The sequence below is a fragment of the Mesorhizobium sp. M0601 genome (assembly GCF_040320845.1).
GTDB lineage: Bacteria > Pseudomonadota > Alphaproteobacteria > Rhizobiales > Rhizobiaceae > Mesorhizobium.
Map to the genome: position 1 here is coordinate 70,630 of NZ_JAMYQK010000027.1, position 14,322 is coordinate 84,951.

The following is a 14,322-nucleotide window of genomic DNA, read 5'->3' on the forward strand; positions in this document are numbered from 1 at the left end:
GGGCGGGTGGCGTCGTGACGGCCCCCGTGCACGAGACGTGCAACGTTCCGCCCAAGCCAAAATCACAAAAAATCCCCAGCCGCTTCGAAGCGGCTTTTTGCCGTGGAGGCACCATGCCCCGTTTTCTCCGACCAACCATACAGACAGAGGCCTGAGCCATGGCCATCACCCCGCTCGACATCGCCAACATGGCGCTCGCCGTGCTCGACGAGGCGCCGATCGACAGCCTCGACCAGGACGCCAAGGCGGCGCGCCTGCTCAATCTGCATTTTGACCTGACCCGCGAGGCCGAATTGACCAAGCATGCCTTTGTCTTCGCCATCCTGGCGGCCTCGGTCGCCGGCTTCGACACCGGCGGCGGCGCTGGCACGCTGAACTTCGCCTATGAGCTTCCCGCCGATTGCCTGCGGCCCTTGCCGCTGACAGGGAATGGCGAGCCGGATGGCGTGCCGCTCTCATGGCGGCAGGAGGCCGGGTTGGTCTATTCCGATCAGGCCGGGCCGCGCATCATCCGCTATGTCGCCAACCTGACAGACCCCAACGACTGGGACGCGCTATTCAGCGAAGTGCTGGTGGCGGCGCTCGCCATCAAGATCGCCCATCCGTTGACCCACAAGTCCGGCATGATCGACGTCGCACGCAGCGCCTATGACAGGGCGCTGGATGCCGCCTACTCGGCCAATGCCATCCAGCGCGGCGGCAGATTTTCGACGACGTCCTGGGCTTTCCAGCGCGGCGACAGCCGGGGCGTCGGCCGATGACCACGCTCTATCCGATCCAGGATGCCTTCATCCGCGGCGAGATTTCTCCTCGCTTGCATGCTCGCGCCTCGCTCGACCTCTACCGGGCGGCGCTGTCGAAGTGCACAAACTTCGTCACGCTGCCGCATGGCGGCATCAGGAAGCGCGGCGGCACGTATTTTTGCGCGCAGGTGAAGGCTCCGTCAAAGGCGACACGGCTGATCCCGTTCATCTTCTCGGCCGACCAGGCCTATGCGCTCGAATTCGGCGATCTCTACATCCGCGTCTATGCCTATGGCGCGCGTGTCGGCACGGTCGAAGTCGTTTCGCCTTATCCCGAGGCCGATCTGTTCGACCTGCAATTCGTCCAGTCGGCAGACCAGATGTGGATCACCCACAAGGATCATCCGGTCAAAGTGCTGACGCGCACTGCGCACACGACCTGGACGCTGGCCGATTTCGTCTTTCTCGACGGCCCATACGACAAGATCAACACCACGGCCACGACGCTAACGCCGGCCGCAACCGGCAACGCCATGCCGGTCATGGCCTCGAATACGCTGCCAAGCGGCACGGTCAGCAACAGCAACGGCTCATCCGACGTGTGGCAGGTGTTCGATGGCGACAAGCAGAAGGGGGAGAACATAGCGGGCTTTCCGAGCGGGTATCTGCGCTACCAGTTCGGCGGCGGGGCCAAGACGGTCGACGCCTACTGGATTACCGCCACGAATGATCACTCAGACACTGCATCGCCGACCCAGTGGCAATTCCAGGCCTCGCACAACGGCACCGACTGGACGACGCTCGACAGCCGGGACGGAGAGACCGGCTGGTCCAAGTCGGAAACCCGTTTCTTCGACGGCTTCAACAACACGGTTGCCTACGAATATTATCAGCTACTGTTTTCAGGTGGCGGCAGCGACGGAACCGCTATCGCCGAACTGGCCCTGCACGAATACGCGCCGTCGCAAACGCCGTTCGATCTCTCGGCCTCCTCGATCGTCGGCATCAACGACGGCATCGGCTTCCAGACCAGCGATATCGGCCGCGCCATTCGTCTGCTTGGCGCGGATGGCTTCTGGCGCTGGGCCAAGGTCGTTGCCTGGACCAGCACGACGGTGGTCACGGTCCAGTTGTACGGGCATGCTCTGCCCGATCTCAGCCCGATCATTCGCTGGCGTCTCGGCACGTTCGTGCCCGGCAAGTATGTCCAGAGCGGTTCGCTTTACGAGGAGCGTCTGGCGTTCAGCCGAAAATTCTCGGTCTATGCCTCGCAAACCGGCGATTTCGACAACTTCGCCACCGGTGAGAAAGACACCGACGCGCTGGAATTCGTGCAGGCAGGTGGCGGTCAGGCCAACGACATTACGTGGGTGGCGGAATCGGACGGCGCGCTGATCATCGGAACGCTTGGCGGGGTGAGGGCGCTGTCGGGTTCCGGCATCGACGAGGCGCTGACGCCGTCCTCGTTCAAGAACCGCCGGTCGCGGACTTTCGGCTGTGCCCCGCTGCGTCCCGTCGATGCGGGGCAGTCGTTCCTCTATGTCACCCGCTCGCGGAAATCGATCGCCGAGCTGACGCAAAACGCCACCGGTCGCTTCACCTCCGACGATGTCGGTCAGATATCGGAGCACATTCCCAAGAAAGGCGTCGTCGAACTCGCCTTCCAGACCGACCCCGATCCGCTGCTGTGGTTCCCGCTCGGGGATGGCGAGCTCGGCGGCTACACGCACCAGCCGTCGCAGGACGTTCGCGGCATGCACATCCACCAGATCGCCGGAAGCTTCGCAGGATCGAACTGGGCCGTTGTCGAAAGCGCCGTGGTGACGCCCGGCCGGGACGGCAACGACGATCTCTGGCTGATCGTCAAGCGCACGATCGGCGGCGTGACCAGGCGCTATATCGAAATAAAGACTGCGCCGTTCGAGTATGGCGGGATCGGTGATGCATTCGAAGTCGACTGCGGCCTGACCTATGGCGGCGTCGCTGTGGGCACGGTCTCGGGGCTTGATCATCTCAACGGCGAAACAGCCGACGTCCTGGCCGATGGCAAGGTCTACAAGGGCCTTGCTGTGGCCGCTGGCGCGGTCTCGCTGCCCGGTGGGGCTACGGCAGCCAAATGGCAGGTCGGGCTCGGCTACCAGTCCGAAGCCAACACGCTGGAGCTCGATGTCGGCGGCCGCGACGGATCGATCGTCGGGCGGCGCAAGAAGGTGGCCAAGCTCATTCTTTCGCTGCTGGAAACCGACACAACCGGGCTTCAGGTCCAGTCGTTCATCCGCGGCCGCTGGGAGCAGGTTCGCATTCCGTCCGTGGTTGCACCCGACGGCATGGCGAAATTGTTCACCGGCAATGTCGAGGTGCCGATCGACGATAGCTGGGAAGGGCAGGGGCGGGTGAAGATCCGCCACGTCAATCCAACGCCCTGCACGATCAGGGCGATGACACCGGTGTTCGACGCCGAGCCTTAGAAACTGCTGATCTCCCCCCTCGAGGGGGAGATGTCGCCGAAGGCGACAGAGGGGGTCGGCACGTCCTGACGCGGCCTCCTATCGCAAACTGAGGGGGTTGGAGCTCCACGCGAGACGACCCCCTCTGGCCTACCGGCCATCTCCCCCTCGAGGGGGGAGATCACCCGCTCCGTCTTCCATCGCTTCCCCAACCAAGGAACCCACCCGTGACCCCAACCCATGCCGAGCAACTCGGCAAGGCGCGGACGGCTGCCGATTTCGCTGCCATCCGCGCCTTGCTCGACACCGACCTCAACGATGCGATCGCCCGCAAGGGCGAGCTGGAAACGGAAAAGTTTGACGCGATCTTCGGCGCCGGCAATTTGACGGCGGCGCGTGCCGCATTGGACGACTGCAACGCTGAAATCGCGCTGATCGAGAAAACCATCGAGGACGCGGACGAGCGCCGCATTGGCGCCCCCCTGGACGAACCCCCCGCCGAAGCCGTCGCCGCCACGCCCGCGCCGGGCGACGCGGTCAGGACAAACGCCGAGGCGCTCGGCGAGCGCTGGCGCACGATCCACTGGCTGATCGAACAGCTGCGCCAGGAGCTGTTCGCGGCCGATGCCTTGAGCCGCGCCATCATCGCTGCCAACGGCCTGTTCAATGCCGACGGCGCTGCCGGGGTCAGAGTCAACCTGACCACCATCCGGCGCACTGCCATGGCCGGCCCGCGCGCCGCCGCGCCATCGCGTCTCAGCCGCCCGGCGATCCAGGCCGACCGGCTGCTTTTGTCCTTCCTCAGCCCGGGCGGCGTGCTCGACCGGCGGCCTTCGATCGGTGCGCCGGTCGACGGCATCAAAAGCAAATTCATTCCCGCCAGCGAACGAGGCTGACCATGTGCACACTAGCTCTTATCGGTACGGCGCTTTCGGCCGGCGGCGCGCTGGCGGAAGGCCAGCAGTCCAGGCAGATGGCCGACTACCAGGCCAAAGCCTATGAACAGCAGGCGCGGGCCGACGCTCAAAGCTCGGCCTTCGAGCAGGGCCAGGAGCGCCACAATCAGGATCTGCTGCGGGCGCAGGCGCGTGCCCAGGCCGGCGCTTCGGGCGTCGCTATTTCTGGTTCGCCGACCGAGGTGATGGCGGCCAATGCAAGGCAGGGCCAGCTCGACCTCAAGGCGATCCAGTACGGCTCGCAGCTGCGCCAGAACGGTCTCGCCACGCAGGCGGCGATTGCGCGCTTTTCCGGCAGGCAGGCGGTCGGCGCCTCGATCTTCAAGGCCGGCGGCAGTCTCGTGTCGGGCATCTCCGGCCTCTACGACCCGGCCAAGGCGGTGACGTTCGGCAGAAGCGCCTTCCCGCCGGCGCCGGGCGGAGGCCTCTACTGATGGCCACCATCCCGCTCCAGCTTGCCCAGCGCCGCCTCGATACCGGCACTGTGGCCTCCTATCCCAACGGCTCGCCGGTGGGCGCCGCCATGCAAGGCTTTGGCGACGAGCTGTCGGCGATAGCCGAACGCTTCCGGCAGCAGAAGCAGCAGCAGGATGCGTTCGACGCCGACATTATCGGCCGCGAGCTCAACGCACGCATCGCCCACGCCGAGGCCGTGGCGGTGCAGACCGCGCCGGCCGATGGCGGCGGCCTGCACGACTTCATGTATGGCCAGCTCGATCCGCGCAGCGACGGCGTCGTCAAGCCCGGCCTGTTCGACCAGATCTTCGACGACACCGTGGCGAAAGTGCCGGAGGGCGAACGCGCCAATTTCCTCGCCCAAAAGCAGGCTCTGCGGCTCGCCGGCTCGGCGCGCATGGCCGCGCAGCAGCACGCGCGGCGCCAGAACTATGAGCAGGCCGAGTGGAGCAAGGTCGAGGACGGCTACACAAGCGCCATCGCGCAGGGCGACCCGGACGACACAGGAACATTCGAGGCGATCCGGCAGAGCGGGCTCGAGCTGATCGGCAAGATGGGCAACCCGGTGGCCCGGCAGGCCGCCGAGGCCGCCTGGCGCAGCAACACGGCAAAGGCGCTCGCCCAGGCAATGATCGCCAAGGACCCGAAGCGCGCTGCGGAGGTGCTGGGGACTGGGCCGGTCTCAACGGACGGCAGGACTAAGGACGATACCATCGAAGCTGTGGGCGGACCTCGGGCGAGTGGGTCCAGCGTGCTGGCGACGCGCGAAGCGCCCGTAGGTGGCCTTCCGTCCGACGAAACACCTATCCGCACGGGTTCCGTGGGGCCCGTCGGAAATACGGCTTGGGCTGCCGCAGGACCCTGGATTGCCGACTTGTCGCCGGACACGGTTCAGGATCTCGGCCAGAAGGCGCAGGTAGCGACTGTGGCAAGCCTGGTCGATGCGCGCACGAACATCGACATCGCCTTGCAGAACGCGCCGGCTGCCATTGCCAATACCGGCAGCTATTCTGGCAAGACACCGGGTGCCGAAGACTTCACTGCCGTGTACGGCGCCGAAGATGGCGGCAAGCGTCTCCAAGCCTTCGACATAACGGCTGATATCGGCCGCGCGGTTTTCGACATGCGACCCGTCCCGAACCAGGCGATACACGCCCAGATTCGGGATTTTGAACCCGGCCCCTACGGCTCGCCGGAAGAGCGGGAGCAATATGAGATAAGGGCCGGCGCCGCGCAATTGGTGCTGGGTGCCAGGCGCGCCGATCCCGCCGGTTACGTCGGCCAACTGTTCCCGAACCATGCTCCGGACTGGGATAAGATCACAGCTCCTGAGGATTATAAGGCTGCCGTCACCTGGGCCGTCGCTGCTCAGCAGGAGTTGGGCTTCGACCGAATACTGCCAATGCCCTGGGCTGTAGCTGGCCAGCAGGCGGCGAAATACATCGACCAAGGCGTGCCGTTCGAAAAGCGCCTTGCCAAGTTGAGTTCGATCGTCCTGGCGGTTCGCGATCCTGATGCCCGCAAGGCGACAACCCAACAGATTTCTGTGGCGGCGGAAGCCCAGTGGCGAGCCAAGGCCGCCCAAGATCCGAACGTCGCGCCAGAGTCGTTGGAAGCCCAGGTTGCAGTGCTCAAGAACGGGCTGGCGTGGATCGGGGAACATCCGGCCCAAGCCCAGTACAGCACCATGCCGTGGCTACAGCAATTCGGCTTGGCGTTCTCGGATGTCGGCCGCCTCACGGCTAAGGGCGCGGCCGCCGGCGGTGCGGATGCGATCTCCGCCGGGCTGGACTCCGCTTGGTCCGGAGGAAACTACCAGAACCTCCTCGAAGATGAACAGGCCAAGACCGAGGACGCCGAGGACCGGGCCGGTTCGGCCGGTTGGGCGGCGGAAGCCCTCGGCACCGGCTTAAGCGGATATGGCCTGGCGGAGAGTTTGTTCGGTTTGCTGGGCCGGGCAAGCGTTGGCGCGGCGGCAGAGAACGGCTTGATCGGTCTTGCTGCCCGAACTGGCGTCGGGGGTGTGGCGGGTGGCACTTATGGCGGGGCATACGCCTTCAACACAGGACAGAGCGTCCCCTGGGGAATTGCCAACGGCGCGCTTTGGGGGGCGGGCGGCAATGTCCTTGCCGAAGGGCTCAGTGCAGTTGGCAGCCAGGTGTTGGCAAGGCTTGCCGGGCGTTCTGCGAATGCTAAACCTGATATCGTACTGGATAGTGGGGCTCCCCCGGTTTCTGTCAATGCAGAAGAGATTCCGATCTCGACCGGCAAGGCCGAGAAATAAGGAGGCCCTATACGCATTTGGAAGATCCTCCCAACGTTGCGTCCGGCAAGGATCCAACAAAGAAGCAGAGGATAGCTATTTTCGAGGAAAATAAAAGGGTGAATGATGGAATTTTGAGATCGGATGAGAGTGGTATAGAAATAATTCCAGCAAAGAAAAGCAAAAGAGGCGTAACTCCTCCAAAAAACGAAGCTCATATCGATCACATAGATCCGGTTAATCCAGCTGACAAGACAAAATCGTCAGGATCAAATAGCTACAAAAATCTTCGTCTTACGGCTGGGTTTGAGAATATAGAAAAATCGCACAAATAGGTGACATATGACCGAATGGAAGTTCGAAAACCCAAAAAACACAGCCGTTATTTCGACTCGGAAGATATTTAGGGGGGGCGGCTGGATTGCGTATGTGTCACATGATGATGACGGCGACGATAATGAGTCGTGGCAATTCTACGGAAATGAAGCTGAAGTTGATCAAGATGACCTAATTTTAGTGGCCTTGGTCGAGGTGGTCGAGCTTGATGGAACTGTTGCACAGTTGGCGGATTTGCCGTTAGGCTGGCGTGCGTGGCGCGATACAAAGTCTTCGCCATGGAAGCGCGACAAAATCACCTAAACACATTCTGAATGGTAGCGGAGTTTACTCTGCTTTGACCCGGTGAAAGTAAAAAAAGGCGTTACTCCTCCGCCAACGAATCACAGTTTGATCACATCGATCCGCTTATTCCAGTTGATCCGACAAAGACTCCCGGATCGAATAGTTACACCAATGCAAGGATGGTTGCAAGAATTCGAAACAGAGAAAGTGGAACAAATAGGCGCTGTGATGACTAAATGGAAGTTTGAAGACCCCCAGAACGTAGCTGTTTTTGTAAACAGGAAAGCTATACGCAATGGTGGGTGGGTTGCTCGCGTCGTGCATGATGATGATGACGGATCATGGCAGTTTCACGCGGATGAATCCGAAGATTTCGATGAAAGCGATATTATGATCATAAGCCTGAAAAATATGGTTGAAAAAGACAAGACTATTATGCAGTTGGCTGATTTACCTTACGGCTGGTATGCTTGGCGCGAGACAAAAACCTCGCCATGGAGGCGAGGCAAAACCCTCGACGAACACCCAGAATCGGAGCGGAGTTAGTTTCGACTTCCAATTGTAACGGTTGACATGGGTGATTGCGACGCTGAGCGGCGGAGCCGACAGCGGTGCAAGAAACCGGGGCGTCACTTCGCACGGAGCGTTCTGGCAAGGACCAATCAGCCCACGGGCCGGAATATGGATGTGTCTCACGAGAAAGCGCTGGCCGACGGGGGGCAGATCACCTCTCAAACATCACGCATCGTGCGAGAGCAGATCATATTAAACACCATGGCGATGCAGGAGACTATGCTCGCTGGGCAAGAAGAAGATGGCTCAAGCAAGAAATGAAAGGGAACACAAGTGGTCGAGAGAAATTATAGCGACGTCAAACCCGACTTGACCAGCGTCACCCGCTTGCCGTCGACTGACAAAAGCACAGGCGATGAAGAGCTTGATGCTGCACGTCTGGAAGCCCTGAAAATATCTTGATTTCTATGATTGGGTTTCAGACGTCAAGGGGGAATACCTTGGATACGGGGCCGACGGCATAACCTATATTTTTCTCTTCGAGATTGTTCCGGGCAGGCCGGAAGTTGACCCATGGATATGGGTAATCGTCGGCGATGTGCCCCCGACATATCTGCCGGCGGTAGACGCCAAGACTCCATACGAGGCGCTGGATGGATATATCGGCGCCATGGAAGAGTGGGTCGAAGCTGCGCGACGGGGGACTCGGTGGCAGATCTAATCCCGGTCAACGTGCCGCCTAGCCCAGCCAACGCCGAAATGTTGGATAGCCGTCTCAAATTTCTCGACGAAAGGGTGTTGCCGGAACTTCGAGAGTGATCGGCTGCCGCTTGTCGGCAAGCGCCGTCAGTTCCTTGACGAGAACGTGCTTTCGTTGCTCCCGAAGTGATGTACTGGCGTGCTCCGTGGCTCGTCGCGGATGCAAGCCCGGCACTCGGTTCGACCGGATCAGCACTGGCGCAATCACTGGTGAGTGCGCACGCCGGAAATGGCGACCAGGCACGCAACGTGCCAGCGGTCTGATTGTGGTCACGATCCTGGCTTATGGCCTGCTAACCGCCGGGCGGTCAGTTTGGCGGTGCCTTCTGGATCGCCTCCTGTTTCAGATGAGGGATTGACCTGTTGCGCACAGACACTTTTCCGACCATGGCAAGGATCGCTTTTCTGCTTACCTTGGCCGGCGTCCTCCTGCTCGCGCTTTCGCCGGTGCGCTTCCTGCAGGAGTTGGACATGGGCTTCACCTTCCACCACGACAAGCTCAATCACGCAGCGGCGTTCGCGGTGCTGGCGGCACTCGGAAGCCTCGGCTGGCCGGAACACAAGACGAGGCTGGTCCTGCTCCTCGCCATTACCGGCGCGGCGATCGAGCTGCTTCAGGGCGCGCAGCTGATCGCGCGCGATATGGATATCCTCGACTGGGTCGCCGACTGCGCCGGCATGGCCTGCGGGCTGGCGGCCATGAGGGGCACAAGAAGGCTCATTGGCGGGCTGCTGTAGTCTCGACCGCGTTGCCGCTCTCCGTCCGGAAAATGTAAATCGCCGGCTGCGCCGGATAGCGCGGTGTCCGGCCGCGTAGCTTAAGTCTCCCACCGACAGCACCGAACCCCCTTCCAGCCTCGCTTATGCGGGGCTTTTTTTATGGAGCAAGCCCTCATGTCCCGACCTGCAACTGCCGCCGTTCGTCTCCTGACCGGCGAACGCGAACCCGTGCGCCTCGCAACCACGGCCGACATCCTCCTGCACGGCCTGCAGGCCATCGACGGCGTGCCGGCCGAAATCGGCGACCGCGTGCTGGTCAAGGACCAGGCCGACCCGACGCAGAACGGCATCTACACGGCGAGCGAAGGCGACTGGTTCCGCGCCGCCGACGCCCGTTCTACGCGCACCCTGCAGAAGGGCACGACCGTTCACACCCAGGTCGGGTCGGTCAACGCCGACCGCGTGTTCGAGTTCACGGCCGACGAGCCGGCCGTCGGCGCCGATGCCATCACCGTCGCCGCATCCGTTCCGCCCGACATCGCCGACGTGGCCGAAGAGGTTGAAGCGCTGCGCGATGAAACCCAGGCGCTGAAGGATGCCGCCGCTGCCAGCGCCGGCCAGGCAACCGCCAGTGCCGCCGCTTCCGCCGCGAATGCCGGACAAACCACAGCCGACCGGGCTGCCACCAATTCCGATGCCGTCGCCGCCGCGGCCGCCGTCATCAGCGCTCAGGCTGCACGCGACGCTTCGCTCTACGGCAAGGGCATTTTCCCGACGACTGCCGCGGCAATCGGCTTCGGCGTCGCCGGCAACGGTGCGATCACGGCAGGCTCGGGCGGCGCCAATGGCACGTTCGACCTGGCGTTTACCGGCGGGACCGGTTCGGGCGCCGCCGGCCGCTTCGTGGTGGCGGGCGGGGCGCTGACGCAGATACTGATCACGGCGCCGGGCTCCTACACAGTGGCGCCGACGTTCAGTTTTGCAGCCTCGGCAGGGCTCGCCGGCGCCGCCGCCGCGGCGGTGCTTGGCAGGAATGTCGATGTCGGCGAGTATTTCTGGACCGAAGTTTCGACTGGCGGCCTAGGGCTGTACAATGTCACTGCCGGACCGGTGGCGGCCGATACGGGCGTTCGCGCGGCAACGGCTGCTCTCCTTTCGAGCGTCGATAGCCTAGCAATGATCGAAGGCCTTAGCGTTCCGACCGCCAGGCTAACAGAGGCGGCCGGATCAGTCAGCCCATCTGTATATCGATCCTACTCTTTTGTGTCGGGCGACACGATCGAGCACATTGCCATTGCCAAAGCTGGAGAGCGAAGCATTCTGCAGCTTATCCACGCGGGGGCTGGTGCGGCCTATACAGCCAACTTCAATCTTGAGGAGGGTATCGTCTCAAGCAGTTCTGGCGCGAACCTCGTCAGCGCTGCCATCACGGATATTGGCTCCGGCTGGTACGAGTGCAAGGCTGTCGTCCTGGCTGCAGCAAATATTACGAACAATGTGCAGGCACGCATGTCGGCTGCTGGCGTTTTTCCGTTCACCGGCGATGGAACCAGCGGTATGTACATTCGCAGTATCGTGCTCCGCAAGCAGGGCCTGCCGGCTAACCTGTTCCCGAGCAGCGACCCCGCCAACGCCGCCTTCACGAAGCAGAACGTGACGGTTGCCACCACGGTCAGCCCTTATGAACCGGTGCTGATCTCCCTGCCTCCGCTTGTCGATGGCCTCGACGTGACCGTCAGAGGCCGAATGACGGCATCGAAGCTTGTCGAAATGGTTGGCTCTGGCAATCCTTCAATTTATCAGGGCAGGTCCGTGGTCAATGGCGACAATATCGTCTGGAAAGTCACCGCCAAAAAGGCCGAACGCAATCGTCTCAATCTCTACTCCAACAACGCCGTCATCTTCGACTGCACCTTCAATCTCGACACCGGGACTGCGACCGGCACGGGCGCGAGCATCGTCGCTCTTGGCAACGGCTGGTACGAATGCACGGTCACGAAGACGGCAACGGCCACGGCCGCGACGAACTGGCAACAGCGTATTTTCCCGTCTGCTGGCGGTCACCCGTATGTCGGCGATGGTGTGTCTGGATTCTATGTCCAAAGGTCGGCTCTAAGCATCAATGGTGGGCCGAATGTCTTCTCGTCTTCGGAAAACCTCTCCAACTCGGCCTGGACCAAAAGCGCCGGCGTGACGGCAGTCGCCAATGGCGCTCTGTATCTTGGCCTACTGTCGGATCCGGCCAACATCGGCGGCGATCCCTATGACGACGGCTCGGCCGCCCTGGTTGGTAAGAAATTGACGCTGATCGGCTCTAGTATTTCGGCCGGAGCCTACTACGTTCCCGTCCTCGCCGGTCTGACCGGTATGGTCCCTACCAATCTAGCCGTCAGTGGCTCGGCCTTGGGGCTGAGCACCACCGCCTATCCGAGCTACGGAATGTCCAATGCGATCACCAACATTCCGGTCGACGCGGAGTTGGTAATCCTGGAGCCGGGCCCGAACGCCTTTGGCGCGCAGGAGACGCCCCTGGGCGCTCTCGGAGACACGACCTACGCCACTCACTATGGTTCGCTGTGGGCGGCCTGCGCCGCCATCCGAGCGCGTGCGCCGAACGCCAAGATCGTCATGATTGGCACCTACAGCGGCGGCCCTGGACACGCGACGCACCGGATAGGTCGGGTCAATGGCCAGGGCAACACCATGGACCAGTTCTTCAACGCCGAGCGCGACGTGGCGAAGCTGCTGTCCATACCGTTAATCGACGTAGGTGGTGAGAGTGGCATCGGCTACCTGACCTCGTTGCTTTACATGGGCGATGAGCTCCATCCGAATGCTGCGGGCAGTCTGCGTCACGGAACTTTCGACGCTGAGGAACTCCGTCGTCTGTCGCGCCGGGGCTTCTTCGGAGCCTAGACTGGAATGGTCCTGTGTGGCAGATGTTCGCGAATGCGCGTCTTCTCCCCCGTTCTCACTCTTCGCCGCCGCTTTTGGTCGTGGATCGCCACGGGCGCCGCTAGGGAGAATGCCGTCATCGGGCCGCGCACGAAGTTCGGCGCCGGGGCAGAGATCTTCAATATCCACGGCGACCGGTCTCGCGTCTCAATCGGCGCGGACAGCCATTTGGATGGGCATTTGCAGGTCTTTGCCCACGAGGGTCGGATCAAGATTGATGATTGGTTCTATCTTGGCCCAAGCTCGACGATTTGGTCGTCAGACCCGGTGGGGATCAAGATCGGAAAGCGGGTACACGTCTCATGGGGTGTGGCGATCCACGACACCAACTCGCATCCTATGGACCCGAAGAAGCGCTTCGCGCAGATGCAAGCCATCTTCAAGCGGGGCCATCCTAGAGTCGACCCTGGCATCCGCTCCGCTCCGATCGTGATTGGAAACGATGTCTGGATTGGGAACAGTGCCATGATCATGAAGGGTGTCACGATCGGCGATCGGGCGATTATCTCCGCCGGTTCCATAGTGCGAACCGACGTCCCTGCTGACGCCCTGGTGCGGCCTGACCGGGTCGTGAAATGATGCCTTTGGGTTAATGCTCATCACACGGTTAGCTCACAGTCACGAAGGGCATGTGCTTGATCCGCTCCCATTGCTCCTTCGCCGTGGTTCCTGACCAGCCGTTGCGAAGTGCACTCTCGCGGTACGCCTCCACAGGCTCTAGTCCGGGCAAGGCCACAGTCTGCGGCAAGAAGAACAGGTTGCCGCCAGCCGCCGAGACAGCGACGAGTTTGTAGCCGTGGCTATTGCAGAGCTGCGTCAGAGCGGTGATCGAGGCGCCGTGATACCAACCGCTTTCGTGCTTTGCGGCCCTATCGAACGACGGATCGTATGGCACGGTGACGGGGTTGAGCCCAAAGCTGGCATTGTACTCCGCGACAATGACGGCCGGGCGCACTGGCAGCAAGGCTTGCAGAAACCAGTAGTCGTTTCCATCGACATCGACGGAAAGCACTCCAAGTTGCGGAAAATGCGTGGCGAGACTTTCGATGTTGTTGAGATCAATGAAGCTCTGGCGCACTTCAATCCGCTTTGGAAGCAGCGAGCGCGCCAACCGCACGGTCGTTGCGTCGCCGTCGACGAGCAGACCCCTGAATTCACTAAGCCCAATGCAGTTGTACTCCGTCGGATGGAAACCAAATTCCAAGAACGTTTTCGGGCTTTGGCCAACAATCTGCGACAGGATCACACTTTCGTCTGATTGCGGAGACCCGGCAAGGCGAGCCTTTGCGAGGTGAAAATAATATCGGAGCGGGCTTGAGCGAAGGAAAGCATGCATGCGCGATTGGACATTCATCAATGGATGACTCCTGATCGCCCGCCCGCGGACAATATTTGCGACAAGCGGCGGCGGTTTGCAAGCTTGCGAGACGACCGCGTCCGCCACTGTAGACGCTGCTTGAAAATCGCCGAAAGACGTCAGAAGAATCGGGAGCCGCGCGAGTCACACCAACATGGCGCTGCAACTCGACCAGAAATCCTGGGGGAGAGGTTTCGGCTAGGGTTCATCGCCGACGCAGACCCACCGCGGCGGAGCCGCTACCGTCTGCTGTCCTGCGGCTTCTGGTGAGGGTCCTGGCTTTTCGACCACCAGACAAAATACAGCGAGCCCATCTTCATCACAGGCACGCGGCGGTCGCGTTCCCGGGCCCGCAACTCACGATAGGTCTTCATCTTCAGAGTGCCGCCAGGCAACCTGATACGCACTGCCATCGGTTCAACTCCCGTTGTGCAACGCAGCAATTGTGTGCAATGCGGTAAGTAGAGACCTTCCGTTACGGGAGAGTCAACAGCAGCCTCATCAACTTATTTTGCAAACTGGCCGGCGGAGG

Annotated in this window: 13 protein-coding genes; 11 read left to right on the plus strand and 2 right to left on the minus strand. The window is 61.7% G+C overall.

What is annotated here, in order from left to right:
• Window positions 1-158: 158 nt before the first annotated feature.
• From NKI41_RS22250 to NKI41_RS22300, 11 genes are all read left to right on the plus strand, one after another.
• On the plus strand, window positions 159-761 hold the full coding sequence (locus NKI41_RS22250) for a phage connector family protein (protein ID WP_352685220.1): 603 nt from the start codon (window positions 159-161) through the stop codon (window positions 759-761).
• Complete coding sequence (locus tag NKI41_RS22255; protein WP_352685221.1) at window positions 758-3,211, plus strand: phage tail protein; 2,454 nt, start codon at window positions 758-760, stop codon at window positions 3,209-3,211. The genes NKI41_RS22250 and NKI41_RS22255 overlap by 4 nt, the downstream gene beginning before the upstream one ends.
• Window positions 3,212-3,417: 206 nt before the next feature.
• Window positions 3,418-4,086: a hypothetical protein gene (locus NKI41_RS22260; protein ID WP_352541130.1), complete on the plus strand. Its 669-nt coding sequence runs from the start codon at window positions 3,418-3,420 to the stop codon at window positions 4,084-4,086.
• A 2-nt stretch (window positions 4,087-4,088) separates the two neighbouring features.
• On the plus strand, window positions 4,089-4,580 hold the full coding sequence (locus NKI41_RS22265; protein ID WP_352685222.1) for a hypothetical protein: 492 nt from the start codon (window positions 4,089-4,091) through the stop codon (window positions 4,578-4,580).
• A complete protein-coding gene (locus tag NKI41_RS22270) occupies window positions 4,580-6,886 on the plus strand; it encodes a hypothetical protein (protein ID WP_352685223.1) in 2,307 nt (768 codons plus the stop codon). Before NKI41_RS22265 ends, NKI41_RS22270 begins: the two co-directional genes overlap by 1 nt.
• A 17-nt stretch (window positions 6,887-6,903) precedes the next feature.
• A complete protein-coding gene (locus tag NKI41_RS22275) occupies window positions 6,904-7,200 on the plus strand; it encodes a hypothetical protein (protein ID WP_352685224.1) in 297 nt (98 codons plus the stop codon).
• Between the two features lie 7 nt (window positions 7,201-7,207).
• Entirely contained in the window at window positions 7,208-7,504 is a 297-nt protein-coding gene (locus tag NKI41_RS22280) for a hypothetical protein (RefSeq protein ID WP_352472061.1), read from the plus strand.
• Between the two features lie 87 nt (window positions 7,505-7,591).
• Window positions 7,592-8,032 carry a hypothetical protein gene (locus NKI41_RS22285; protein ID WP_352685225.1) on the plus strand — a complete coding sequence of 147 codons (441 nt, stop codon included), beginning with the start codon at window positions 7,592-7,594 and terminating at the stop codon, window positions 8,030-8,032.
• Between the two features lie 1,089 nt (window positions 8,033-9,121).
• Window positions 9,122-9,496 (plus strand): hypothetical protein, encoded by a 375-nt coding sequence (locus NKI41_RS22290; protein WP_352685226.1) that lies wholly within the window; start codon window positions 9,122-9,124, stop codon window positions 9,494-9,496.
• Between the two features lie 141 nt (window positions 9,497-9,637).
• The gene (locus NKI41_RS22295) at window positions 9,638-12,394 is read left to right on the plus strand and encodes an SGNH/GDSL hydrolase family protein (protein ID WP_352685227.1); all 2,757 of its coding nucleotides are present in this window, start codon (window positions 9,638-9,640) and stop codon (window positions 12,392-12,394) included.
• 33 nt (window positions 12,395-12,427) lie between these two features.
• Window positions 12,428-13,012: an acyltransferase gene (locus NKI41_RS22300; RefSeq protein ID WP_352685228.1), complete on the plus strand. Its 585-nt coding sequence runs from the start codon at window positions 12,428-12,430 to the stop codon at window positions 13,010-13,012.
• Between the two features lie 28 nt (window positions 13,013-13,040).
• Here NKI41_RS22300 and NKI41_RS22305 read toward each other — a convergent pair whose 3' ends face one another.
• Together NKI41_RS22305 and NKI41_RS22310 are read right to left on the minus strand one after the other, a co-directional pair.
• The gene (locus NKI41_RS22305) at window positions 13,041-13,787 is read right to left on the minus strand and encodes a hypothetical protein (protein WP_352474245.1); all 747 of its coding nucleotides are present in this window, start codon (window positions 13,785-13,787) and stop codon (window positions 13,041-13,043) included.
• A 242-nt stretch (window positions 13,788-14,029) separates the two neighbouring features.
• On the minus strand, window positions 14,030-14,203 hold the full coding sequence (locus NKI41_RS22310; protein WP_352452704.1) for a hypothetical protein: 174 nt from the start codon (window positions 14,201-14,203) through the stop codon (window positions 14,030-14,032).
• Window positions 14,204-14,322 lie beyond the last annotated feature (119 nt).

Bases quoted from the DNA above. Each gene is read 5' to 3' on its own strand.
- NKI41_RS22250 (WP_352685220.1), top strand. From the start codon at position 159: ATGGCCATCACCCCGCTCGACATCGCCAACATGGCGCTCGCCGTGCTC.
- NKI41_RS22255 (WP_352685221.1), top strand. From the start codon at position 758: ATGACCACGCTCTATCCGATCCAGGATGCCTTCATCCGCGGCGAGATT.
- NKI41_RS22265 (WP_352685222.1), top strand. From the start codon at position 4,089: ATGTGCACACTAGCTCTTATCGGTACGGCGCTTTCGGCCGGCGGCGCG.
- NKI41_RS22270 (WP_352685223.1), top strand. From the start codon at position 4,580: ATGGCCACCATCCCGCTCCAGCTTGCCCAGCGCCGCCTCGATACCGGC.
- NKI41_RS22280 (WP_352472061.1), top strand. From the start codon at position 7,208: ATGACCGAATGGAAGTTCGAAAACCCAAAAAACACAGCCGTTATTTCG.
- NKI41_RS22295 (WP_352685227.1), top strand. From the start codon at position 9,638: ATGGAGCAAGCCCTCATGTCCCGACCTGCAACTGCCGCCGTTCGTCTC.
- NKI41_RS22300 (WP_352685228.1), top strand. From the start codon at position 12,428: ATGCGCGTCTTCTCCCCCGTTCTCACTCTTCGCCGCCGCTTTTGGTCG.
- NKI41_RS22305 (WP_352474245.1), bottom strand. From the start codon at position 13,787: ATGAATGTCCAATCGCGCATGCATGCTTTCCTTCGCTCAAGCCCGCTC.
- NKI41_RS22310 (WP_352452704.1), bottom strand. From the start codon at position 14,203: ATGGCAGTGCGTATCAGGTTGCCTGGCGGCACTCTGAAGATGAAGACC.